Below are 24,949 nucleotides of genomic sequence, written 5' to 3'. Positions count from 1 at the left end.
AATCAAAACCACCTTCTTTTTTTGAAATAAATCACCATAGCGATTCCTAAGAAAACCATACCTCCTATAACAGTATGATAACCATAAGGATATTTCAATTCAGGCATATTCTGAAAATTCATTCCATATACACCTGCAATAAACGTAAGCGGAATAAAAATGGAAGACACTATCGTTAAAGTTTTCATAATCTCATTCATTTTTTGAGTTTGAGCCGAAAAAAAGAAATTAGAAGCGCTATCTAAAGCAATCCTATCCGATTCAATTTGTTCCAACAGTTCCAAACTTTTTTGGTATAATCTTGAAAAAAAACTAAAATTATCGTTTTCAATTAAATTAAACACATTGTCGTCTTTAATGGTTTTAATGTCATACAATGAATCACGTAACGGAATGATGGAACGTTTTAAGAAATTATAATTATCACGATGTTTTTCAATTCGTTCTAGAATGATTGGATTGTCACTATTCTTGGATAAATTAATCAATTCTTCTACTTTATGTTCCTCATGTTCCAAAGTAATGTAGAAGTTTTCCATAATAGCATCTAACAAAACGTACAATAAAAAATCGGCTTTTTTAGTTCTCACAATTCCAGAATGAGATCGAATTCGTTCTCTAATATGAGTAAAAAAATCACTTCGTTTTTCTTGGAAGGAAATTAAAACTCCTTCTTTAATTAAAAAACTGATTTGTTCCGTTTGAATATTATCTGAATTGTCTTTCGGTAAAAGTGATTTAATATTAAAAAACAAGACATCTTGTTGTTCTTCTAGTTTAGTTCTTTTAGTAGTATTTAAAATATCGGCCAACATATAGGTATCTATTTCAAAATAATTACCTACTGATTGAAGTAATTCAATATTGTTCAAACCGTGAATATTTATCCAGTTCGTTTTTTGACATATTAAAGATTGATCAAAATCAGCCACTTCAATTTTTTCATATTCCGTCAAATCAGTATCATTATAAACAAACAATTGCATTTCTGAATCGTTATTCTTATGTAAACCTGTATACTCAAAATGCAAGGGTTGTACTTTTCTACCCTTCTTATAAACTATTTTTCTCATTTGCATAAACTAAAAATAAAAACTTGAAAATCCGTCTCGGCAATAAATGGAGAGAAGATTACTTTTCCAGTTAATTCAATTTAGTATAAAGATAAAAGAAAAAGTAGTTGCTGAATTTAAAAAAAATAAAATTCGCATTTGTATATAAATAAATATGTATAGATTTGATTTTCGTTTCTTAAACGAAAACTATTGCCTTATTCTATACTAACAATTATTAATTAAAAAGAGGAATGAAATGGTACAACTTAAATCAAGTTTAATTTTAGCAAGTTTGTTTTTGTGTTTTAGCCAAGGAGCTATAGGCCAAAACAAAAAAAAGAAAGATGCAGCAAAACCTGCTGTTACAGCTTCAGAGACCCCAAAACCTGACGCAAAAAAAGGTCCTAAACCCTACAATAAAGTAATTGATACCACAGCGGTTACACAAAAAGGATTGATAGATATTCACAAAATGGATGCTAAATACCTTTTTGAAATTCCAGCAACACTATTAGATACTGAAATTATGACCATTACCAGATTTTCTAAAACTCCTGCTGGAGGTGGAATTTTTGGTGGTGAAGAAGTAAACCGACAAGTGATTCAATTTGAAAAAGGATTGAACAACACGATGTTATTGCGATCTATCAGTTATGTTATCATGTCTCCAGATGGGGATAAGCCATTGGCTCAAGCTGTAAAAAACTCTTCAGCCAATCCAATTATTGGTAACTATGATATTCTAGCAATCAAGAAGGACAAAGATGGCAAAGAAGTAGCTTATGTTATTGACATGACACCAACCTTTGATGCGGATGTACAAACATTTTCATTGGATCCTGTAAAAAAACAAACATTGAGTATTCAGGCGTTTCAAAAGGAAAAATCATTTATTCAAAAAATAAGCAGTTTCCCTATCAATACTGAAATTAGAACGGTAAAAACCTATTCTACTGTTCCAGCTTTATTATCATTAAATCCTACACCAAAAATCGGCACTAATTTACCTGCAGGATTGGATTCAGGATTTTTAACTGTGGAACTGAATACATCGATGATAGCTTTACCAAAAAATCCGATGCGCAAAAGAACATTTGATGCGCGTGTAGGTTATTTTGCTAACCAATATGGTGTTTTTGAAGAAGAATCACATAAATCTGATACAGAGGTTTTTGCTGTAAGATGGCGTTTAGAACCAAAATCAAAAGAAGATGCTGCAAAGCAAAAAAGAGGTGAATTGATCGAACCAGCTAAGCCTATCGTTTATTACATTGACCCTGCTACACCAGACAAATGGAAAAAATACATCAAACAAGGTATCGACGATTGGCAAGTAGCTTTTGAACATGCAGGATGGAAAAATGCTATTCGTGGAGAATATTGGCCAGAAAATGATCCAACAATGAGTTTGGAAGACGCTCGTTTTTCAGTATTGCGTTATTTTGCTGCTGAAATCCAAAATGCATACGGACCAAACGTTCATGATCCTAGAACGGGAGAAATTCTAGAAAGTCATATTGGCTGGTACCACAACATCATGAGTTTGTTGCGCAATTGGTACTTAATACAAACAGCTGCTGTAGATCCTGCTGCTAGAAAAAAACAATTTGATGACAATTTAATGGGCGAATTAATTCGTTTTGTATCTTCTCATGAAGTAGGTCATACTTTAGGATTACGTCATAATATGGGAGCTAGTTCAGCTACTCCAGTAGAGAAATTGAGAGATCCTGCCTTCCAAGAGAAAAACGGACATACTTCTTCTATAATGGACTATGCTCGTTTCAATTATGTGGCACAACCTGAAGACGGTGTAAAACATTTGTTCCCAAAAATTGGTGATTATGACAAATGGGCTATCAAATGGGGGTATTCTTATTTTGATGATGCCAAAACTGACAAAGAAGAGAAAGCGATTCTGAACGAGATGACCAAAGAAGCATACAAAAATCGTCGTCTTTGGTTTGGTACAGAAACCAGTCCTTATGATCCAAGATATCAGACAGAAGATATTGGAGACAATGCTATGAAAGCTTCGGCTTACGGAATTAAAAATTTACAACGTATTCTTCCTAAATTAGTAGAATGGAGTGCAGAAAAAGGAGAAAGTTATGCTGAATTAGATGAATTATATTCAGCACTAACGGGTCAATTTAGACGTTATTTAGGACACGTAACCAAAAATGTAGGTGGTATTTATGATACTCCAAAAACCTACGATATGGGTGGAAATCAATTTGAAGTAGTACCAAGAAGTATCCAAAAAGAAGCTGTTAGTTTCTTAAATACGCAATTATTTGCTACACCAAAATGGTTGATGAATCAAAGCGTTTTAGCTAAAATCAATCCAGATAATGGCGTAGAGGCAATCAAAGCGATGCAAGAATCTACATTGAATAATTTATTGGCTGGAGATAGAATGGTTCGTTTGTTTGAAGGTTCTTCTATCAACAAAAACAACTACACAGTAGATGAATTAATGACAGATGTTCGCAACGGAATTTTTGCTGAATTAAAATCCAATACACCTATCGATATACACAGAAGAAATCTTCAAAAAGTATTTATCGATAAAGTAACTGGATTATTAAAACCAGGAAATGCAACTGTTCGTTCAGTACCTGTTGGAGTGACTTATGGTTTCAATACAAGAACAGTTAATTTGAATCAAACTGATTTACCTTCTATCGCTAGAGGACAATTAGTAGGATTAAAAGCTAGTGTAAAAGCAGCTGCGGCTCGTTCAACTGATAGATTAAGTAAGTTACACTTATTGGATTTAGCAGCTCGAATTGAGAATGCATTAGATCCTAAATAATACAATTCGACTTGTAAGAGTCGGATAGAATACTATAAAAAAACCGAGCTATTTCTAGCTCGGTTTTTTGTTGATATAAATGAAATTATTATTTCACTTCTTCGAAGTCAACGTCTTCTACATTGTCACCTGATTGCCCATCCCCTTGAGGTTGTGCATCTGCTTGACCTTGTTCTCCCTGAGCATACATCGCTTCAGTAGCCTTTTTCCAAGCTGCATTGATGTTGTCCAAAGCAGTTTGAATAGCTGGAATGTCTTGAGATTGGTGTGCCATTCTCAATTCAGTTAAAGCATACTCGATAGCCACTTTGTTGTCATCAGATAATTTATCACCCAATTCTTTCAATTGACTTTCAGTTTGGAAGATCATTCCGTCTGCTTCGTTTAATTTTTCAGCTTTTTCTCTTGCTATTTTATCAGATTCAGCGTTCGCTTCAGCATCTTTTTTCATTTTCTCGATTTCTTCAGCTGTTAATCCAGAAGAAGCTTCGATACGAATGTCATGAGATTTTCCAGTTCCTTTATCAGTAGCCGAAACTTTGATGATACCATTAGCATCAATATCAAAAGTAACTTCAATTTGTGGAACTCCTCTTGGTGCTGGTGGAATACCATCTAAGTGGAAACGACCGATAGTTTTGTTATCTGCAGCCATTGCTCTAGCACCTTGCAATACGTGAATTTCAACAGATGGTTGAGAATCAGCAGCTGTAGAGAATACTTGTGATTTTTTAGTTGGAATCGTTGTGTTAGACTCAATTAATGTAGTCATTACACCACCCATAGTTTCGATACCTAAAGAAAGAGGAGTTACGTCAAGTAACAATACATCTTTTACATCTCCAGATAAAACTCCACCTTGAATAGCAGCTCCAATAGCAACTACTTCATCAGGATTAACTCCTTTAGACGCTTTTTTACCAAAGAATTTTTCTACTTCGTCAGCAATTCTTGGCATACGAGTAGAACCTCCTACTAAGATTACTTCGTCAATATCAGATGTAGATAAACCTGCATCTTTTAATGCTTTAGCAACTGGCTCCATAGAACGTTTTACTAAAGTATCAGACAATTTTTCGAATTGTGCTCTAGTTAATTTTTTCACTAAGTGTTTAGGTCCTGAAGCCGTAGCAGTAACATATGGTAAGTTGATTTCAGTTTCAGCTGAAGATGACAACTCAATTTTAGCTTTCTCAGCAGCTTCTTTGATACGTTGTAATGACATTGGGTCTAAACGCAAGTCAATTCCTTCTTCTGCTTTAAATTCGTCTGCCAACCAGTCAATGATTGTTTGGTCAAAGTCATCTCCACCTAAGTGCGTATCTCCATTTGTAGACAATACTTCAAAAACTCCGTCTCCTAATTCTAGGATAGAAATATCAAAAGTACCACCACCTAAATCGTAAACAGCAATTTTTTGATCTTTACCTTTTTTATCCAAACCATACGCTAAAGCAGCAGCAGTTGGTTCGTTGATAATACGCATTACTTTCAAACCAGCGATTTCACCCGCTTCTTTTGTAGCTTGACGTTGTGCATCGTTAAAATAAGCTGGAACAGTAATAACTGCTTCAGTAACTGTTTGACCTAAATAGTCCTCAGCTGTTTTTTTCATTTTTTGAAGTGTCATAGCTGACAATTCTTGAGCAGTGTATAAACGACCGTCAATATCCACACGTGGCGTATTGTTGTCACCTTTTACAACTGAATAAGGAACACGTTTTGCTTCTGAAGTTGTTTCGCTGAACGATTGTCCCATGAAACGTTTGATAGAAGCAATAGTTTTGGTAGGATTTGTTACCGCTTGTCTTTTTGCAGGATCTCCTACTTTAATTTCTCCGCCTTCAACAAAAGCGATAATAGAAGGAGTTGTTCTTTTACCTTCCGCATTAGGTATTACAACTGCCTCGTTACCTTCCATTACAGAAACACAAGAGTTGGTTGTACCTAAATCAATTCCGATGATTTTACCCATTTTGATTATATTTAATTTATTTGATATTCATTAATCACTCGAACTCGACAAGTCAATCTTTGTGCCAAGTCCCTGACAGCATAGAAATTGTCAGTTTTTAGTCTGTTTGACGTGAAAATGGCTGACAAGATGACATTTTCATACAATTATAATTACAATCTAGTTATTAAGCATAAATAAGTATATTTGAAAAAAATAAAGTGAAATAAACTTTAGTTTATCAATATTATATTGAGTGTACTTTTAAATATTTTTTCGTACTTACGAAAGTTATACCTTATATATCAAAAAATCTTATAAAACTTAACAATGAAAAAAATATTATTATTCTCTTTAACTTTTATATCATTAACAGCTTTAAGTCAAAATAAAGCATTTTATAAACAAACTACTTTTGCATACGAGATAAATAAAAAAGACACTATTAAGAAAGTAGTACAAGTTACCTTTTTAGACAGTCTTAGAAATATTTTAAAAGCTGAAGAAAATGATATTAATTTAAAATCTGGAGATAAAATTAAATCAGACATAAAAACATCATTTATTAAAAAAAATAACGGAAAGTTACATATACAAGCTTACATAAACACTAAAGGGGATACTATTAATAAATTAGTGTCAATTTATGATGATAGAAGAAACCAAATCGAATCCTATCAAATTCTAAATGGTGATACCATAAATTGTCAAAAAAGAGAATATAATGAATTGAATTTGAATACTAAATTATTCAATAAAGAAAAAAATAGTCAAATATATTACCTTAGTTATGAATGGGTTTATGATGAAAAAGGAAACTATATCGAAAGTAAATCTTTTAATAAAAAAAATCAACTAACTGGTTTTAATAAATATGAAAATACCTACGGTAAAAATGGTAAAATTACCATTGTCAAATCTTCAAGTAAAAATAATATAACCTTTGAACTTGAATTTAAAAAGGTTATAGAAAAAAATAAGTCCACTATTTATTTTTATAAAAATAGTATTGGTGAAAATTATGGTATACAATTTATAGACTTAATTGGCGGATATCAAATTCAATTAAGAAATGATTTTGATGAAGTTATTGAAATGCGACTTTATGACCCTAATCATAATTTAACTTCTCTAATGTTTAAAAAAGAAGAGGAATTAAAATAAATTAACTCAAAAAACTCAAAATAAATACAAAACAGAATAGCGGTTTTTTAAAATTTAAGTATTTAAAAATCAATACTCTTATTAACATTTTAGAAATATTTTGACTGATGCTTAAATACCCTGCCTACGCCAATCAATAAACTGTTATAAAACTGAAAAGATGTTTGTACCTACCCACCATATCTTGATTTGGTACAAAAATCTACTTAATAAAATGTCTTGATTTTGAATACTATTACTATCGAATAGATTTTTTTTAAAAAAATCGAGCTTACTATTTATTTTTTTAACAAAAAAAACTGTTCTATAGTAATTACTTCTTACCTTTAACTTAGCAATGGACACTATTGAACTGAATTGAATTCCATTATCAATAAGCTTATAAACAATTACATTATCATGAATACACCTTGGGTAGAATCGCCTTTTTTTAAAGAACTATTAGACAGTAAAAATCTCTCTGAAAAAAATAAACAATTGGCCATTGATTATAACGAAAATGGATTTATTGTCATTCCCAATTTGATTTCGGAATCCGAAATTGACGCCATTAAATCAGATATGGATAACAAAGGGTATAATCCTGAATTCAAGATGGAGAATCAACGAGATCATGTCCGAATTCAAGATTTATGGATGTATTCAGAAAGCACCAAAAATGTGGCTTGTAACACTGAAATCGCTTCGGTTTTGGAAATGCTTTATGAACGTGAACCAATCCCTTTTCAAACCTTGAATTTTAGAGTAGGTTCCCAACAAAGAGCGCACTCAGATACCATTCACTTTAGTTCCATCCCGGCTAAGTTCATGTGCGGGGTTTGGGTGGCATTAGAAGATATTACACCAGAAAATGGAGCAGTTTTTTATTATCCAAAATCACAAAACCTACCTGAATATAATTTTTCCCATTTTAAATCCACTCCAGTAGATACCGCCTATTCTGATTATATTGAGTATGAAGATTTTATTGAAAAAATTGTTGAAGTGCACCAATTCGAGAAGAAACCGTTTTATGCAAAAAAAGGAGATGTTTTAATTTGGTCGTCCAATATTATACATGGAGGTTCCAAAGTATTAAATGAACAAGCATCACGATATTCTATGGTAACCCATTACTATTTCAAAGATTGTATTTATTATACACCTATGTTATCCAATATGGTGACCAATGAACTATTTCTTAGAAATAATTTAGTAGATATAAAAACTGGAGAAAAAGTAGTTCAATCCTTTAACGGTACTGTTATTAATTCCTATAAAACAGCGCCAGACAAGTACATTTTAAATGATCGTTTACAAACTAGCCCTCAATACAGTCCACCTACAAAGAAATCAAAAATACACCAATTTTTAAAGCAATTAGGTGTAGTTTAATATCAATCACACTAACAATTCATTTTTTTATAAGTCCAAAAACAAACCCCAAAAACGAAATCGCTTTTGGGGTTTGTTTTTTTATCTAAATTCATTTAACGAACGTTCGATAATTCCGAGACATTCGTGAATTTGGCTTTCGGTAATGACCAATGGTGGCGCTAAACGGATTTTGTTACCGTGAGTTGGTTTAGCCAGCAATCCATTATCTCTGAATTTCAAGCAAATTTCCCAAGCTAAATCGGAATCTTCCTCACTATCAATTACAATCGCATTCAGCAAACCTTTTCCTCTAACCAATTGAATCAACGGATTTCGAGACTGAATTTCTTGCAATCCATGACGAAAAACTTCACCTAAATAGGCCGCGTTTTGAGCTAAATTTTCGTCTTTAATGACTTCCAAAGCCGCTACCGCAACTGCCGCTGCAATTGGGTTTCCTCCAAAAGTAGAACCATGCTGTCCGGGATGAATTACATTCATAATCGCATCATTCGCCAAAACCGCCGATACTGGAAAAACGCCACCTGAAAGGGCTTTTCCTAAAATCAAAATATCGGGTTTTACTTCCGGTTTGTTTTCACAACCTTTTTTACATTCGCAATTCCCACAAGTGGCTAATAAGCGTCCTGTACGCGCAATTCCTGTTTGCACCTCATCGGCAATAAACAAAACATTGTTAGCTGCACACAAAGCTATGGCTTGTGCCAAATACCCTTCGCTAGGCACATACACTCCAGCCTCACCTTGAATAGGTTCTACTAAGAAACCTGCAATGTTATTAGAAGAAGCCAAGGCTTTCGCCAAAGCATCAACATCATCATACGGAATTTTGATAAAGCCATTGGTAAACGGCCCGAAATTTTTACGCGCCGATTCGTCATTGGAAAACGAAATAATAGTAGTCGTTCTTCCATGAAAATTATTTTCACAAACTATAATTTGCGCTTCATTTTCAGGAATTCCTTTCACCTCATAAGCCCATTTTCTACACAATTTCAAAGCGGTTTCTACTGCCTCTGCCCCTGTGTTCATGGGTAATACTTTGTCAAAACCAAAGTAGTTCGTCACATATTCCTCATACGGTCCTAATTGATCATTGAAAAAAGCTCTGGATGTCAAAGTTAATTTTTGTGCTTGTTGCACCATTGCACCAACAATCTTTGGATGACAATGTCCTTGATTAACAGCAGAATACGCCGACAAAAAGTCGAAATATTGTTTTCCATCTACGTCCCAAACATAGACTCCTTCTCCTCTTTCTAAAACGACTGGCAACGGATGGTAATTGTGTGCTCCGTATTGATTTTCTTTAGCTATTAGTGCTTCTGATATAGCAGATAAAGTAGAAGTATCGTAACTCATAGTAATTGGTTTTAATGTAAAATTTAACAAAACAAATTTAGTCAATACAACCAATAAATTATAGTATAATGTAATTTTTGACTTATAAATTTACAATAAAAGTCAATTATTAAATTTTAAAACATAATTAAAGTCAATTATATAAAATTAATACTGAAAAATACAATTCGAAATGAAAAATAACTTACTTTTATTGGCCGCAAAAAAGTAAATTTAACTTTTAAAATACCTTTCAATGGAAAAATTAGATGAATTCGACATCAAAATCATCAAGGAATTAGAAAAAGATGGACGCATTGCCTACTCCACCATTGCGGCTAATTTGAAAATATCCAATACAATGGTGCACCAACGCATCCATAAATTAACGGAGCAAGGAATTTTAGCAGGTATTCAACCCATAATCAATGAGAAAAAAGTGGGGTATGATTGGGGGGCATTTACCGGAATCACACTCAACAAAGACCACGATTCAGATCGAGTGATTGAAGAACTCAAAAAGATTCCTGAAATCACGGAATGCTACTATATAACAGGATCTTATACTTTATACGTCAAAATGATTGCTAAAAATCACGAACACATGCGTAAAATTCTGTACGAACAAATTGACTCCATTCCAGGAATTGCCAAAACCGATTCGATTATAGAATTGGGTTGTGCTTTCAAACGAAATATTTCACTTTAATTCAACAACCATGAAACTTACTATCCAAAATCAATTGCAAAAAGGAATTCAAATTGCGCTTACTCTCTTTTTTACTCTTTGTTTTTCTTTGGCGAATGCCCAAAAACCAAAAGGAAAATTATTTATCATAGGTGGCGGAAATCGCTCGGATCAATTAATGCAACATGTGGTAGACCTAGCTCAATTTAAAAAAACAGATTACATCGTGGTTTTACCCATGTCGAGTGAAGAACCCGATAGCGCATACATTTATTTTAGAGATCAGTTTCAAAAATTGGTACCCAATCCTATTGTCATGCTGAATTTTGACAAAACAACAGTTCAAAATCCTAAATTAAACGACTCTTTACAAAAAGCAAAATTGATTTTTATTAGTGGTGGAGACCAAACGCGTTTTATGAATGTAGTCGCCAATACTCCTGTTTTTAATTCCATTCACAAAGCATTTCAAAATGGAAGTATTATTGCCGGAACTAGTGCAGGTGCGGCTGTTATGTCGGAAAAAATGATTACCGGAAATCAGAAATTAGAAAAAGAATATTCTGGAACTTTTGACAATATTCGATTTGATAATTTAGAAACTACTCCTGGTTTAGGATTGGTGACTAAGGCGATTATTGACCAACATTTTTTGAGAAGAAGTCGCTATAACCGTTTGATTTCAGCTATGGTAGAATTTCCTCATCTCACCGGAATTGGCATCGACGAAAGCACAGCAATTATTGTTGATGGCAACACGATTAGTGTTGTTGGCGAAAGCGAAGTTATTGTTATGAAAAATCCAAAAGGAATTCAAAAACTGAAACAGAATAAATTGATTTCAATGGAAAAAATGGAAATGAGTATTTATGTGGCAGGACAACAATTTAAAATAGGAAACGAATGAAAAAAGTAAACGTAATTGTTATTCTATTACTACTAATTGGAACTAGCTTTTCAGGATGGTCACAAATCAGTAACAAAGAAAGTATTCGATTAGCAGAATTAGCAAAACGAGTAAGCATTACTAGAGACAATTGGGGGATTGCGCACGTATATGGAAAAACCGATGCCGATGCCGTTTTTGGTATGTTGTACGCCCAATGCGAAGACGATTTCCAACGCGTTGAAATGAATTATATCGAAAAATTAGGACGTTTGTCTGAAATTAAAGGTTCGGCTTCATTGTACAATGATTTAGAAACTCGTTTATTAATTGATTCTGAAGAAGCTAAAGCTGATTATAAAAAAGCAGCGCCTTGGCTGAAAAAATTACTCAACAGCTATGCCGATGGAATCAATTATTACTTGTACAAAAACCCAAAAGTGAAACCTCTGATGCTAACGCATTTTGAACCTTGGTTTCCTTTGCTTTGGACCGATGGAAGTATTGGCGCGATAAGTACTGCCGATTTGACTACACAAGAATTAAAAGATTTTTACGGAAAACCTGACGACAAAATCGCTTTTGTAGCCAAAGAAAAAGATATGCAAACGGGTTCGAACGGTTTTGCATTAGCACCTAATAAAACCGCTTCTGGAAATGCTATTTTGTACATCAATCCGCATACTACTTTTTATTTCAGACCCGAAATCCAAATCAGTAGCGAGGAAGGATTGCAAACCTATGGTGCAGTAACTTGGGGGCAATTTTTTATCTATCAAGGATTTAACGAAAATTGCGGATGGATGCACACCTCGTGTAATGTGGATGTGGCCGATACTTATATCGAAAAAATAGTGCGTCAAAAAGAGAGATTATTTTACGAATACGAGAATAAATTACTTCCTGTCAAAGAGAAAAAAATCACTATCAATTATCTTGACAACGGAAAATTAGTTCCTAAATCATTCACCACTTATTTCACCCATCACGGACCCATTATGGCAAAACGCGACGGAAAATGGATTAGTTTAAAATCAAACAATCGATCTATGAATAGTTTGATTCAGAGTTGGGAACGAACCAAATCGAAAAATTTTGCCGACTATCAAAAAGCCATGGATTGGAAAGCCAATACCTCTAACAATACCGTTTATGCTGACAATAAAGGTAATATTGCCTATTGGCATGGTAATTTTGTACCCAAGCGCGATATCAAATTTAATTGGGCAAAACCCGTTGATGGTACAACGGCTGCAACAGAATGGAAAGGGCTACACCCAGTTGCAGAAACGGTGCAACTCTTTAACCCAAAAAATGGCTGGTTGCAAAACTGTAATTCTACTCCTTTTTCGGTTTCAGGAAATGAAAGTCCGAAAGAAGAAAATTATCCGCCATACATGGCTCCAGACGGAGAATCTTTTAGAGGAATTAATGCCGTCCGTACTTTAGAAAAAGGGAAACAATACACTTTAGACCAAATTATTGCCGACGGCTACAACGATCAATTACCGTTCTTTGAAGAACTTATTCCAGCTTTGGTAAAACAGTTTGAAAAAAGTATACAATCTGGAGAAACGCGCTACGCAAATCTATCTGAACCTATTCAAGTTTTAAAAGCATGGGATTTTAGAAGCGGGGAGAATTCAGTTGCTTTGACTTTGGCAAACGAGTGGGGATTTAAATTGGATCCTTTGGTGCGTAAAACGTATATTGATCAAGGCGAATTGGATCAGGTAGAAAATACAAGAAACTTTATTCAAAATATGCAAACCGAACAAGTTCTCCCACAATTGCAAGAAGTCATTTCAGAATTGACAACCAAATTTGGCACATGGAAAATGCCTTGGGGGGAAATCAACCGTTTTCAACGACTTTCAGGAGACATTGACAATCGTTTTGATGATACAGCTGTCAGTTTACCAATTGGATATACATCGGTACTATGGGGTGCTTTGCCCGCTTTCAAAAGCGCTTACCAAAAAGATACTAAAAAACGCTATGGATTTAGCGGAAACAGTTTTGTTTGTGCGGTGGAATTTGGCACCAAAGTAAAAGCAAAATCGCTTCTTGCAGGGGGAAATAGTGGCGATTCAACATCCAAACACTTCAATGATCAAGCTGAAATGTACCAAAAAGCAAGGTTTAAAGATGTACTTTTTTACAGAGAAGATGTAGAAAAAAATATGGAACGTAAATACCACCCAGGAGAATAGCAATCGTTTCAATTATTAATTCGATATTTGTTGTAAACAAACCAAAAATGAAAAAAACACAATACTTTTTAATTGGACTCACATTTTTTACTGTTAATGTATTTGCTCAATTAAAAGCCGTTCAGTACAAAGATGCAGCACAAGTTCTTAATGGCATGACTATTCAACCAAGTAAAGCTAGCGCACAAAAACCTGGGATTTTAGTATTGCCTGCTTGGAAGGGAATTGATGCCCATGCCAAAGCTACTGCTGAAAAATTATCTCAATTAGGTTATCATACATTTGTGGCTGATATTTATGGAGAAGGAAATTACCCTCAAACCACTGCTGATGCAGCAAAGATGTCAGGTTTTTATAAAAAAAATACCAATCTGTATCAAAAGCGTATTGAACTAGCCTTAGAACAATTAATCCAATCGGGAGCTAATCCAGATAACATTGCCGTAATTGGCTTTTGCTTTGGAGGAACAGGGGCTTTGGAAGCCGCAAGAAAAAATTTAAAAGTGAAAGGAGTTGTTTCTTTTCATGGAGGTTTGGGTAGAGACATTGCACTTCCAATAACTCCAATTAACGCTAAAATATTAGCTTGTCACGGTGCTGATGATCCATTTGTATCGAAAGAAGAAATTGCAGGTTTTCAACAAGAAATGCGAGATGCAAAAGCGGATTGGGAAATGGTGTATTATGCCAATGCAGTACATTCATTTACAGATATTGATGCTGGAAATGACAATTCTAAAGGAGCAGCTTATAACGAAAAAGCAGCCAAACGTTCTTTTGAACACATGCAGTTATTCTTAAACGAAGTATTAAATAAATAGATTAACCTACACTTAAATTAAAATGAAAAAACTACTTTTCCTTTCCCTAATTGCTTTGGGAACTTCATGTAAAAATGGAGCTTTGATTAGCTCTAATAGTAAGAGTGATCCAACTCAATACATGAAAACCATAACCGCAGAAGATTTAAAAAAACACCTTTATATCATTGCTGCTGATTCAATGGAAGGCCGTGAAACAGGTTCGTCCGGTCAGAAAAAAGCAGGACGTTACTTAATTAGCGAATACCAAAAAAACAATGTGTCGTTTCCAAAAGGAGCATCTGATTTTTACCAAGCTGTTCCTGCATCTTTTTTAAATGGCAAACGAAATAGAAATTTACCCAATTCTGAAAACATTTGGGCTTTTATTGAAGGTACCGAAAAGCCAGAGGAAGTAATCGTAATCTCAGCGCATTACGATCATGTAGGTATTGAAAATGGAGAGATTTACAATGGTGCAGATGATGACGGATCGGGAACTTCTGCTTTATTAGAAATAGCTCAAGCTTTTCAATTGGCAAAAAAAGAGGGTAACGGACCAAAACGTTCTATTTTGTTTTTACATGTTACCGGTGAAGAACACGGCTTGTTGGGTTCACGTTATTATTCAGAAAATCCTTTATTTCCTTTAGCTAATACTGTTGCAGATGTGAATATTGATATGATAGGTCGTCGCGACGAACTTCATGCTACTACTAATAATTATGTATACATCATTGGAGCCAATCGTTTGTCTGCAGAATTAGATCATATTAGCGCTATAATGAACCAAAAATATGTAGGTCTTGATTTGGATTATCGCTTTAACGACCCTAAAGATCCAAATCGTTTTTACGAGCGTTCTGACCATTATAATTTTGCAAAACACGGCATACCATCCGTATTTTTCTTTAATGGAGTTCACGCAGATTACCACAAAAAATCAGATGAAGCTCATAAAATTGAATATGATGCTTTAGAAAAAAGAACACAATTGGCTTTTGTTGTGGCTTGGGAATTAGCCAACAGAAAAAATCGAATTCTAGTAGATGCGGATAAGAAATAATTACTATTCTCAAGAATAAAAAAAGCGCTTTGATAATTCAAAGCGCTTTTTTTATTGCTCTACAACAATCTCCCTATTGTTCCGAGACCATTCACTCCAAGAACCCACATACAATTGAGGAATGGGTAAATCGGCGATAGCAAGTGCTAACAGCGTATGACAAGCCGTAACTCCAGAGCCGCAGTGCACTACCCTATTCTCTTCTGGAATATTTTCAAATACTTTTTGATACTTTGCTTTCAATTCTTCAGGTGATAAGAAAAAACCGTTTTCATCTAAGTTAGTCATAAACGGAATATTAGTAGCGCCTGGAATATGACCCGCAACCAAATCAATCGGTTCTGTTTCGCCTCTATAGCGTTGCGATTCACGTACATCAATAATCACGAAACGATCCTTAAGTATCATTTCATCCATTCCTTGCAAATCAATAGTTGGCCATTGCCAATCTTGAACAGGATACGATTCCACTAGAGTTGGAACTTCAACGGCTGAACTTGTTGGAAACCCTGCTTGAATAGCCGCTTGAATGCCACCACTCAATACTTGTACTTTTTGGTGTCCAATAGAACGCAACATCCACCAAAAACGAGCCGCAGCATTCGCTCCATTTTTATCATCATAGACCACTACCCAAGTTTCAGGAGTAATGCCTAAATCGGTTAGTGTTTTAGAAAATTGTTCTACGGTTGGCAATGGATGACGTCCGCCTATGGAAACATCTTCTTTGATATCGGCTAGTTGAGTATTGACATCCACAAACAAAGCGCCTTGTAAATGGGATTGTTGGTAATTCTGGTAAGCCGTCGGACTGTTAGTGGCGTCAACCAAGACTATTGCGTTGGATTGTACAGCTACGAGTAATTGATTTGGAGTAATTATTGGACTCATATTGATGTCGAATTGATGAATATAAACTTAGCTATTTTATTTCAATTATTTCCACAAAAAAAGCCCCGAATTGCTTCGAGGCTTTTGCCTTTTGGGTGGATGACCGGGTTCGAACCGGCGACCCTCGGCACCACAAACCGATGCTCTAACCAGCTGAGCTACAACCACCATTTGTATAACGGGTGCAAATATAGCACAATTGTTCACTTTCGCAAAGAAAATTTTAAAAAAATAAAGCAATTTTAAATCAAATCTCCTAAGCTATTGACAGCCAAATACCTTTCTACTGTAAAACCTTCTGCATGCTCTACTCCTACTAAACGTTAAAAAATTATTGGGACACAATCGCATCAAAAAACATTGAAATTTTAAACTTTTTTTTGCACGAAAAGTATCCAATAAACTAACAGGCATTTAAACAATTTGATGAAATAATTATTTATATTTGAAAATAAATACTGCTGTTTGTCAGACAAAGTGAACCAAATTAGGGATGATAAGTCTGATTTTATAAGACATATATACAAGTTATGCCTCACCCTAAAACCAACCGCACAAATCCAACGCTCGACAAAAATTTATAGAAACAAACTTGCTGAATTAAAACATTTAGTTAAATTTGTCATTTATTGACAAGTTAATATTTACAAGAAAATGAAAGCAACTTTTGGAGAATATATCAGACAATTAAGAACAGACAAAGGATTTACTTTGACTGAACTTGCAGCATTGCTAAAACTTGATTCTGCTAATTTGAGCAAGATTGAAAACGGCAAACGTGAATTTGACGAAAAGCGATTAGATAAATTAGCAAATGCTTTCGACCTTGACTTTGAAAAATTGAAAGTAGAATATTTTGGCGACCAATTTGCTAAAAAAATGTATGCTTACAATTGTTCTTCGGAAACATTAATGGTTGCAGAAGAAAAAGTAAATTACTTGAAAAGTATAAATGTAAAACAAGCCGAAATAAAATTCTAAAACTATGAACAAACCTTTGACATACATTAGTTTATTCAGCAGTGCAGGAGTTGGATGTTATGGCTTCAAACAAAACGGTTTTGAATGCATTGCAACAAATGAAATTTTAACAAAACGCTTAAAAATTCAAGTATTCAACAACAAATGCAAATATGAAACAGGCTATTTAGACGGAGATATTTCAACAAAAGAAATTAAAAATAAACTTTTTGCTGAAATCAAAAAATGGCAAACTGAACACAAAATTTCAGAACCTGATGTCATTGTGGCTACGCCACCTTGTCAAGGAATGTCTGTTGCCAATCACAAAAAAAATGAAGAATTAACTCGAAATTCTCTGGTTGTAGAATCAATAAAAATCACTAAAGAAGTAAATCCGAAATTCTTCATTTTTGAAAATGTAAGAGCTTTTTTAAATACAACTTGTACTGATATTGATGGGCAAGAAAAGTCTATTGAAGAAGCAATAAAATTAAATTTAGGAGGTCATTATAATATTCTTTTCAAGGTTGTTAATTTCAAAGAACACGGCTCTAATTCAAGTAGAACAAGGACACTTGTAATAGGTGTTCGTAAAGATTTGCAAAATATTAGTCCTTATGATATATTTCCAGCAAAACAAAAACCTCAAACGTTACGCAAACTTTTCACAGGTTTGGAAGAATTAAACGAAATGGGAAAAATATCGGAAATCGATATTTTCCATTCGTTCAGAGAGTATAATATTAATATGTTACCGTGGATTGAAACTCTAAAAGAAGGACAATCTGCATTTCAAAACACTGAAGAAAATAGAATTCCTCATCAAATAAAAGATGGGAAAGTTGTATTTAACGAAAGTAAAAATGGAGATAAATATGCTCGTTGGTATTGGGACAAAGAAGGTCCTTGCGTACATACAAGAAACGATATTTTGTCAAGCCAAAATACTGTTCATCCATCAGAAAATCGAGTTTTCAGTATTAGAGAACTAATGTTAATGATGAGTATTCCTGAAAATTTTCAGTGGACAAACACTTCAATTGATAAATTGAATAAGTTAAGTTTTCTTGAAAAGAAAATGTTTTTGAAAAAAGAAGAATTAAATATCAGACATTGTATTGGTGAAAATAATTTGGGCGTTCCCCTATCGGGTCGGGCTTTCCGTTCCAATCTTTTTTTCGTACCTCAAAAAAGGATTTCCACTTCAATCCCTAACGCATTAAAACAAGTCGCATAATGGAAGACGAATTGAATGAAACCGAAAGACAATCAGAAATAATGAATTTGATAGGTTATGGTTTAGCTAAATTTGATTTGGCATTCGTGAATGAATTTGGGTGTAAAACAAAAACAGCTTTTAGTAGATTAATTGTAGAATTAGGTTTGGCAAAAACTGAAAAAGCTGTATCAAATAGACAAGATAGTTTTGACCCATATTTTGATAATGGCAGAAAAGGTTGGTGGCAGAGAAATCAAAGAGAACACGTAAAACTTTTTATTGACAGCCTTTTCGGAAATGAAGATGCAAAATCATTTTCAAACATTGTTAAATTGTTTATTAAAGATTATGACCAAAAATTAATTTTAACTACACAAGAGGTTCAGCCAATTATAAAATCAAAATTTAAACAGCTTCAAGAAACAGGAAACGAAGCAGAATTCTATTTTATGAGCAATTATAAGACAATTTCAGTTTTTGAAAATGGATTATTGCAGGATGCAAGATTATGGGGTGATGGTTATGATTTTCAAATTCAATTACAGGAAAAATTCGTTTTAGCAGAAATAAAAGGAGTAAGAAATAAAAATGGTGCAATTAGAATAACACAAAATGAATTCGATAAAGCAGAAGAATATAAAGAAGATTATTTTATTGTTGTAGTGAGTAATTTATCAAAATCGCCACAATTAAATGTAGTTGAAAATCCTTTAAAGAACTTAAAATTCAATAGAAAGGAAATGAACTCAATTCAAGTTAATTATCATACAGAACATATAAATTGGTAAAAGATGGAAGAAACAAAAATCGTATATGGTGTAAAATATTATATTAAAGAAGTTGGAACTGAATTTGATATTTTTGAAACTCAACAAGAAGCTGATGCTTTTTTGGAAAATAAAACTTACGATAATATTATTCCTTTGAAATTAGTGAAAGGTTCAGTCAATAAAAATGCAATTTTCAAAGACGAACATAATGAACTAAAATATTCAGATGAATTAATGGTTTTTAAAAGTTTAGAAATAATAAAAACAATTTTTTAGAACAATTTGATTTTGATATACGAAAATCAAAAGATGCAAGATTTGTTGACCAAAAATGTACTCCTGACATTGTTTGTTTTATGGCTGATTGTGTTTTAAATATGATTGCAACTAAACCAACTTTTGTAATAAATGATATTTGGGAAACTCAATATTTCATTCAAAATAGTAGAGTTGTTTTTAACAAACCTTGGGCAAATGATAAAAATGCAAAAAACGAATACAATAAAGTACTTTCACAACCTTTGAAACTACTAGCATATTCACAAATATTAAAAGTTGAAAAAATCAAAGGTTCGTTGACCTTTTCAGTAAACAATGAAGAACTTTTAGATTACATTTCCAGAAAAGACAGAAATGCTTACAATTTTCTTTATTGCTACTTTACAAAAGTTCTTGCAGACAGCGGATTTTTAAAAAATTTAGAAGAGTACAAATTAGAACACAGTAAAAGTTTAAGTAACGCAAGAGAAAACCTGTACGACAAATATTTTCGATTTATATCAGGGAATACTCCAACTCGTTCAAGACTTGATATTCGAAGAATGTTTCATAAGATTTTGAATATTTATGCTGTTGAGCATCATCTTCCTGGAAGTAAAGGAAAATTCATAATGACATTTTCTGAAACTATGTATAATAAAAAGAATTGGAGAGATGTAAAAAAAGAAAAATCTATTACAAGACAGGAAATATTAAGTTCACAAGATTTAGAAAAACAAGAAATTATAAATGCATATTATGTACAAAAAGCAATTGCACTAATACGTAAAATACATAAGGAAAGTGAAGTAAAAGACCAATGGGGTATTGGAGAAGCAACTCAAGTGCATCATATTTTTTCACGTGCTGAATTTCCAGAACTTGCCCATTATGTGGAAAATCTAATTTTATTGACAGCAACACAACATAATACAAAAGCTCATCCAAGCAACAGAACACAACAGATAAATAAAGATTATCAATTAACTTGCTTGCTGGCTAAATCTGACAGTATTGAAAAATCACTAAAAAAAGGAGAGTTTGTTTATAGAAAAGAATCATTCATTTTCGTAATTAATACAGGTTTATTAGTTGAATTGAGTGACAAACTTGATTTTGGAACTATTAAAACGGAACTGACAAGAATATATAATGCAGCTTAATCAAACTCCAAAAATTGAAGGGCGAAGGCATAACAGCAGTTTGGCAAAATGGCGGGTTCAGTGCTAAAATCAAGGTCAGTTTTTCAAATGAACTTTGATGCTAAATTGAAAGTAAGTACCTTGAAATCCGCCACTTCGCCAAGCTGCGAAAGGCTATGCCTAATATTTACTCAACAAAATGGAAAAAATAGATACTTATTATTGCCGAAATTGTAAAGGACAAAGAAATCAAAAAATTGTAGCAGAAAAGAAAACTAGCGGTTCAGTTGAAGACTATATCCAATGGATTGATAATTATTTTATTATTGAGTGTTTGGGATGCAATAATATTTCGTTTCTAAAAATCTACAGCGATACCGAAATGACTCATTATAACGACTATGGCGAACCTGACTATGAAGAAGACATAAAGATATTTCCTTTGTATTTAGAAAATATAGATGAACTAAATCACACTTACTATTTACCTCAAAAAATTAGGTCAATTTACAATGAAACAATAACCGCACTAAAAAATAATATAAATATACTTGCAGCTGGCGGTTTAAGAGCAACTATTGAAGCTATCTGTAATCATTTGAAAATTAAAAAAGCTGATTTGTCAATAAGAATAGACTTATTACATGAAAAAGGATATTTGAGTTTAAACGAATCCAAAAGATTACATTCTATCAGATTTCTTGGAAATGATGCTTTACATGAAATGGAAGCTCCAAAAAATGATCAAATTGTAATATTACTTGAAATTGTAAATCATTTGTTGGAAAATTTATTTATTCAAGACAAAAAAATTGTCGATAAAATTGAAATTGTCATTGACAAGTATGAAGATTTCATGAAAGCAATAAGGAATAACATAAGTGAAAAACAAATTGGTGAAGTCAAATCAATTAATGAAATTTTAGGCAAATCAAGAAGGCTAATTAAGCCGAAATTATTTACAAGTTTTGTTGAAGAATTAAATAATGAAATTAAAGACTCTAAAGTAGATTTCTTAACTGTAAACGAAGAATTTGAAAACAAATACAATATAGTTAAAAAACCAGAATTCACTTTCGACTTCTAATACTAGGCATAACACTTGCTAAAACTTATGGCTAGTTTTTCGGTAAATTGTCCGTTTACTTTTCATAACTTAGCTTGGTCGGTTATGGAAAAAAAGATTTCCATAAGCCGCCACAAGCTCTAGCAAGGAAACGTTAGAAACCGTTTAAATATAAAAAAAAGAGTAGTTATGAAAAATAGACTGCACTTTTTTTGCTACTTCAAATCTCCTAAGCTATTGACAGCCAAATACCTTTCTACTGTAAAACCTTCGGCGTGGTCTACTCCTACTAAACGTCCTAAATCTCTAGAACGGTAATTCAAGCTTTCCAAAAAGTTTTTAGTCGTTATTGGAGATTCTGGCTCATTGGAATTAGGGTCGTAAAATTGAGATTTATAAGCTAAAATGGAAGCTACTTTTTTATCTGTAAATCCTGTAATATCGACTACAAAATCAGGTTTGATATCTTTCCATTGGATGTAATGATACACTAGTTTAGGTCGCCATGCTTTTTGATTTTCTCCATCAAGCTGTGTTTCAATCTTCATTAAACCCGATAAAAAACAAGCGTCCGAAACCAATTGACTTCCTTTGCCATGATCAATATGGCGGTCCTCAATTGCATTGCATAAAACAATCTCCGGTTGGTATTTGCGAATCATTTTGATTACTTCCAATTGGTGCGCCTCATCATTCGCAAAAAAACCATCTCGAAAACGAAGATTTTCTCGTACTGCAACACCCAAAATTTGAGCCGAAGCTGCTGCTTCTTGGTCTCGCAAATCTGCCGAACCACGCGTACCCAATTCGCCACGAGTCAAATCGACAATACCCACTGTTTTGCCCAAAGAAATTTCTTTTAAAATTGTCCCCGCGCAACCCAATTCAACATCGTCAGGATGTGCTCCAAAAGCTAGTATATCTAATTTCATCTTAGTTTTATTTTGATATTGTTATTGTAATTGTATTTCTACAATATTAGTTTCATAATCATGGACTTATTCACGCTTTCCTTCCATTCTTTTTCAGGATCACTGTCTTTCGTAATGCCGCAACCCATATACAAATGCGCTTGATTATTTTCAATTTGCATACAACGCAAATTTACAAACAAATCCGATGCAAAATTCCGATTCAATTCACCTAAAAAACCCGTATAAAAACTACGATTGTAATTTTCATTGGCTACAATAAAAGCTTTCGAAATAGCCTTAGGTACACCACAAACCGCCGGAGTGGGATGCAATAACTGAATCGCTTTTTTTAAATTCAGCTCTTGTCCAAACACACCTGAAATATCCGTTTTAATATGCCAAAGAGTACCAGCTTTTACACTATAGGCCTCCGAAACTTGAATTTCGGTACTCACCGACTTTAGTTTTGAAACAATATAATCGGTTACAAATTGCTGTTCTTCCTTTTCTTTTTGTTGCCAAATAACAGTCTCTTCTCCGGTATCTTTTTGCGTTCCCGCCAAAGCCATGGTTTCGAATGAATCCGCATTTGCTTTAAGCAATTGTTCCGGACTAGCGCCTAACCAAGTGCCAATTTTTGGATGGTGAAAACAATACACAAAAGCCGAACGATACTGTTGCACCAATTTTTGAAAAGTAGTTACTAAATCAAAATGAGCTACAGACACAGTTTCCTTTCTAGACAAAACTACTTTTTGAAATTCATTATTCTGTATGGCTTGAATTCCTTTGCACACTAAATCCTGAAAATTAGTTTTTGCTGATTCATCCTCTTTTGTTTCAAAATCGTTTTGCAAAATACTTTCATAATTGCTCATCCAATCTTCGCTCCATTGTTCCGATTCATTCTCAGGAATAATGTAATTATGACTTCCGTCAAAAGAAGCAAAAACGAAGCCTTTTTCATTAAAATCGTGTACTTCAAACAGCTTATCATTTTGCTGAAACAAACCCAAAACGGTATCCGAATTAGGCTTACAATACACCACAAAAGGTAAATTTTGCTGATGATGAAGAGCAATTTTATCGACTAATGAAATCATAGGAATGTTTTCTTATTATTCGGTTTTTCTTTTTGGCAATACCATATTTGTCAATTTGCAAATCGAAATTAGATTGTCATTCTCATCAACTATTCGGATTTCCCAAAGATGAATGCTTTTCCCTTTGTGGATAATTTTGGCGGTAGCAGTCACTATTCCGTTGCGTTTAGACTTCAAATGATTGGCAGCAATTTCTATTCCGCGAACTTCAAACAAATCAGAATTAACAAACAACATCGAAGCTGCACTTCCCACACTTTCTGCCAAAGCAACTGTCGCTCCGCCATGTAACAATCCCATAGGTTGATGAACTGAAGGGGTTACAGGCATGGTGGCTACTAAGAAATCTTCCCCTGCATCTACATATTCAATATTTAAAGTTCCCATCAATGTGGTCGCAGCAAACTCATTGCAATATGCTAATATCTTTTGTTTATCAAATGTCATAGTCTTGTGTTTGAAGATGTAAAAATAGCCAATTTTATCGAAATCGAACTACACAAATATCGTCCCTACGGGACTAATTGGTTGGGCGATAATCAATTTCCTACCGAAATTTAACTCCTACGGAGTTTATTATGATATAATTAGATATCCCGTTAGGGATTTTATTTCGGTAACATTAAGCAATAATAAGAGAAAATCTCGTTAGGGATGACATTTTACCCAAATGCAACACCTACGGAGTTATCAATAATAAAATTGAATATCTCTGTTTTTAATCCCGTTAGGGATTTAATATTGCTAACAAAAAATAGTAACGAGAGAAAAATCCCGTTAGGGATGACATTTAAATTAGATCTTTAAAAACATATCTTTCATCATAATCAATTTCAAAAGCATTCAAAAAATCTAAATATTCTTCGTTAAACGATTTTACTTTATGTTTTTCTTCTTGATTCTGAATGTAATGAATAACATTTTGAACGTGTGATTTAGAATACGAGAAAGCACCATAGCCTTCTTGCCATTCAAACTTTACCTTTAAAAACTTTTTCTCATTGATCCATTTTGATGAATTCGCTTTAATATCTTGCATCAAATCAGAAACCGATTGGGAGGGTCGCATACCTACCAAAATATGAAGATGATCCGACATTCCATTTATAGCCAATAATTTATGATTATTCGCTTTAATTATTCCTGAAATGTATTGATACAGTTCTTGTTTAAAGGAAGAATGAATAAGTCCGTTTCTGTATTTTACTGCAAATACAAATTGGAGGTGAATTTGGGTATAGGTATTCGCCATAGATTTGGA

General features: G+C 33.5%; 22 protein-coding genes, 1 tRNA gene and 1 pseudogene. 14 read left to right on the top strand and 10 right to left on the bottom strand.

Going from position 1 to position 24,949, the window contains the following annotated elements; genetic code table 11:
• Nucleotides 1-2 precede the first annotated feature (2 nt).
• On the bottom strand, nucleotides 3-1,073 hold the full coding sequence (gene corA / locus LPC20_RS07040) for a magnesium/cobalt transporter CorA (protein WP_229323884.1): 1,071 nt from the start codon (nucleotides 1,071-1,073) through the stop codon (nucleotides 3-5).
• 238 nt (nucleotides 1,074-1,311) lie between these two features.
• On the opposite strand from corA, the gene LPC20_RS07035 reads away from it, so the two are divergent.
• On the top strand, nucleotides 1,312-3,873 hold the full coding sequence (locus tag LPC20_RS07035; RefSeq protein WP_229323882.1) for a zinc-dependent metalloprotease: 2,562 nt from the start codon (nucleotides 1,312-1,314) through the stop codon (nucleotides 3,871-3,873).
• Nucleotides 3,874-3,961: 88 nt separating this feature from the next.
• Here the strand turns inward: LPC20_RS07035 and dnaK are convergent, their stop codons facing one another.
• Nucleotides 3,962-5,848 (bottom strand): molecular chaperone DnaK, encoded by a 1,887-nt coding sequence (gene dnaK / locus LPC20_RS07030; protein ID WP_229323880.1) that lies wholly within the window; start codon nucleotides 5,846-5,848, stop codon nucleotides 3,962-3,964.
• Nucleotides 5,849-6,157: 309 nt separating this feature from the next.
• Between dnaK and LPC20_RS07025 the strand changes: the two genes are divergently transcribed.
• A complete protein-coding gene (locus LPC20_RS07025) occupies nucleotides 6,158-6,991 on the top strand; it encodes a hypothetical protein (RefSeq protein ID WP_229323878.1) in 834 nt (277 codons plus the stop codon).
• A gap of 399 nt (nucleotides 6,992-7,390) precedes the next feature.
• Nucleotides 7,391-8,365, top strand: coding sequence for a phytanoyl-CoA dioxygenase family protein (locus LPC20_RS07020; RefSeq protein ID WP_229323876.1), 975 nt, complete (start codon nucleotides 7,391-7,393; stop codon nucleotides 8,363-8,365).
• An 81-nt stretch (nucleotides 8,366-8,446) separates the two neighbouring features.
• On the opposite strand, the gene rocD is transcribed toward LPC20_RS07020, so the two are convergent.
• Nucleotides 8,447-9,730, bottom strand: coding sequence for an ornithine--oxo-acid transaminase (rocD, locus tag LPC20_RS07015; protein WP_229323874.1), 1,284 nt, complete (start codon nucleotides 9,728-9,730; stop codon nucleotides 8,447-8,449).
• Nucleotides 9,731-9,965: 235 nt separating this feature from the next.
• On the opposite strand from rocD, the gene LPC20_RS07010 reads away from it, so the two are divergent.
• The 5 genes from LPC20_RS07010 to LPC20_RS06990 are packed head-to-tail and all read left to right on the top strand — an operon-like array spanning nucleotide 9,966 to nucleotide 15,362.
• Nucleotides 9,966-10,418, top strand: a complete 453-nt coding sequence (locus LPC20_RS07010) for an Lrp/AsnC family transcriptional regulator (protein ID WP_229323872.1) — start codon at nucleotides 9,966-9,968, stop codon at nucleotides 10,416-10,418.
• A 10-nt stretch (nucleotides 10,419-10,428) separates the two neighbouring features.
• Entirely contained in the window at nucleotides 10,429-11,304 is an 876-nt protein-coding gene (locus LPC20_RS07005) for a cyanophycinase (RefSeq protein ID WP_229323870.1), read from the top strand.
• Nucleotides 11,301-13,496 (top strand): penicillin acylase family protein, encoded by a 2,196-nt coding sequence (locus tag LPC20_RS07000; protein ID WP_229323868.1) that lies wholly within the window; start codon nucleotides 11,301-11,303, stop codon nucleotides 13,494-13,496. The genes LPC20_RS07005 and LPC20_RS07000 overlap by 4 nt, the downstream gene beginning before the upstream one ends.
• A gap of 47 nt (nucleotides 13,497-13,543) precedes the next feature.
• A complete protein-coding gene (locus tag LPC20_RS06995; RefSeq protein ID WP_229323866.1) occupies nucleotides 13,544-14,317 on the top strand; it encodes a dienelactone hydrolase family protein in 774 nt (257 codons plus the stop codon).
• 22 nt (nucleotides 14,318-14,339) lie between these two features.
• Nucleotides 14,340-15,362 carry a M28 family peptidase gene (locus LPC20_RS06990; RefSeq protein ID WP_229323864.1) on the top strand — a complete coding sequence of 341 codons (1,023 nt, stop codon included), beginning with the start codon at nucleotides 14,340-14,342 and terminating at the stop codon, nucleotides 15,360-15,362.
• Between the two features lie 51 nt (nucleotides 15,363-15,413).
• Here LPC20_RS06990 and LPC20_RS06985 read toward each other — a convergent pair whose 3' ends face one another.
• From LPC20_RS06985 to LPC20_RS06975, 3 genes and pseudogenes are all read right to left on the bottom strand, one after another.
• A complete protein-coding gene (locus tag LPC20_RS06985) occupies nucleotides 15,414-16,253 on the bottom strand; it encodes a sulfurtransferase (RefSeq protein ID WP_229323862.1) in 840 nt (279 codons plus the stop codon).
• Nucleotides 16,254-16,347: 94 nt separating this feature from the next.
• Nucleotides 16,348-16,421: transfer RNA gene (locus LPC20_RS06980), tRNA-His, on the bottom strand.
• A gap of 74 nt (nucleotides 16,422-16,495) precedes the next feature.
• Nucleotides 16,496-16,576, bottom strand: a pseudogene (locus tag LPC20_RS06975) (bacillithiol biosynthesis deacetylase BshB1); the annotation flags it as partial.
• Nucleotides 16,577-16,907: 331 nt separating this feature from the next.
• On the opposite strand from LPC20_RS06975, the gene LPC20_RS06970 reads away from it, so the two are divergent.
• The 6 genes from LPC20_RS06970 (at nucleotide 16,908) to LPC20_RS06945 (ending at nucleotide 21,692) form a co-directional block, all read left to right on the top strand.
• The gene (locus tag LPC20_RS06970; protein WP_229323861.1) at nucleotides 16,908-17,234 is read left to right on the top strand and encodes a helix-turn-helix domain-containing protein; all 327 of its coding nucleotides are present in this window, start codon (nucleotides 16,908-16,910) and stop codon (nucleotides 17,232-17,234) included.
• 4 nt (nucleotides 17,235-17,238) lie between these two features.
• On the top strand, nucleotides 17,239-18,453 hold the full coding sequence (locus LPC20_RS06965) for a DNA cytosine methyltransferase (RefSeq protein ID WP_229323858.1): 1,215 nt from the start codon (nucleotides 17,239-17,241) through the stop codon (nucleotides 18,451-18,453).
• Nucleotides 18,454-18,464: 11 nt separating this feature from the next.
• Complete coding sequence (locus LPC20_RS06960) at nucleotides 18,465-19,223, top strand: protein NO VEIN domain-containing protein (RefSeq protein WP_229323856.1); 759 nt, start codon at nucleotides 18,465-18,467, stop codon at nucleotides 19,221-19,223.
• Nucleotides 19,224-19,226: 3 nt separating this feature from the next.
• Nucleotides 19,227-19,481: a hypothetical protein gene (locus LPC20_RS06955; protein WP_229323853.1), complete on the top strand. Its 255-nt coding sequence runs from the start codon at nucleotides 19,227-19,229 to the stop codon at nucleotides 19,479-19,481.
• Nucleotides 19,482-19,582: 101 nt separating this feature from the next.
• Complete coding sequence (locus LPC20_RS06950; RefSeq protein ID WP_229323851.1) at nucleotides 19,583-20,626, top strand: hypothetical protein; 1,044 nt, start codon at nucleotides 19,583-19,585, stop codon at nucleotides 20,624-20,626.
• A gap of 178 nt (nucleotides 20,627-20,804) precedes the next feature.
• Nucleotides 20,805-21,692: a DUF4145 domain-containing protein gene (locus LPC20_RS06945; RefSeq protein ID WP_229323848.1), complete on the top strand. Its 888-nt coding sequence runs from the start codon at nucleotides 20,805-20,807 to the stop codon at nucleotides 21,690-21,692.
• 194 nt (nucleotides 21,693-21,886) lie between these two features.
• On the opposite strand, the gene bshB1 is transcribed toward LPC20_RS06945, so the two are convergent.
• The 4 genes from bshB1 to tnpA all read right to left on the bottom strand — a co-directional run bounded on the left by bshB1 (nucleotide 21,887) and on the right by tnpA (nucleotide 24,940).
• Nucleotides 21,887-22,603: a bacillithiol biosynthesis deacetylase BshB1 gene (bshB1, locus tag LPC20_RS06940; RefSeq protein ID WP_229323846.1), complete on the bottom strand. Its 717-nt coding sequence runs from the start codon at nucleotides 22,601-22,603 to the stop codon at nucleotides 21,887-21,889.
• Between the two features lie 38 nt (nucleotides 22,604-22,641).
• Nucleotides 22,642-23,688 (bottom strand): chorismate-binding protein, encoded by a 1,047-nt coding sequence (locus LPC20_RS06935; RefSeq protein WP_229323844.1) that lies wholly within the window; start codon nucleotides 23,686-23,688, stop codon nucleotides 22,642-22,644.
• A gap of 15 nt (nucleotides 23,689-23,703) precedes the next feature.
• Nucleotides 23,704-24,135 (bottom strand): PaaI family thioesterase, encoded by a 432-nt coding sequence (locus LPC20_RS06930; protein ID WP_229323842.1) that lies wholly within the window; start codon nucleotides 24,133-24,135, stop codon nucleotides 23,704-23,706.
• A gap of 343 nt (nucleotides 24,136-24,478) precedes the next feature.
• Nucleotides 24,479-24,940: an IS200/IS605 family transposase gene (gene tnpA / locus LPC20_RS06925; protein ID WP_229323840.1), complete on the bottom strand. Its 462-nt coding sequence runs from the start codon at nucleotides 24,938-24,940 to the stop codon at nucleotides 24,479-24,481.
• Nucleotides 24,941-24,949 lie beyond the last annotated feature (9 nt).

Origin of the sequence: Flavobacterium ammonificans (assembly GCF_020886115.1) — a bacterium.
Taxonomy (GTDB): Bacteria; Bacteroidota; Bacteroidia; order Flavobacteriales; family Flavobacteriaceae; genus Flavobacterium; species Flavobacterium ammonificans.
This window is presented reverse-complemented; position numbering and strand designations above follow the sequence as displayed.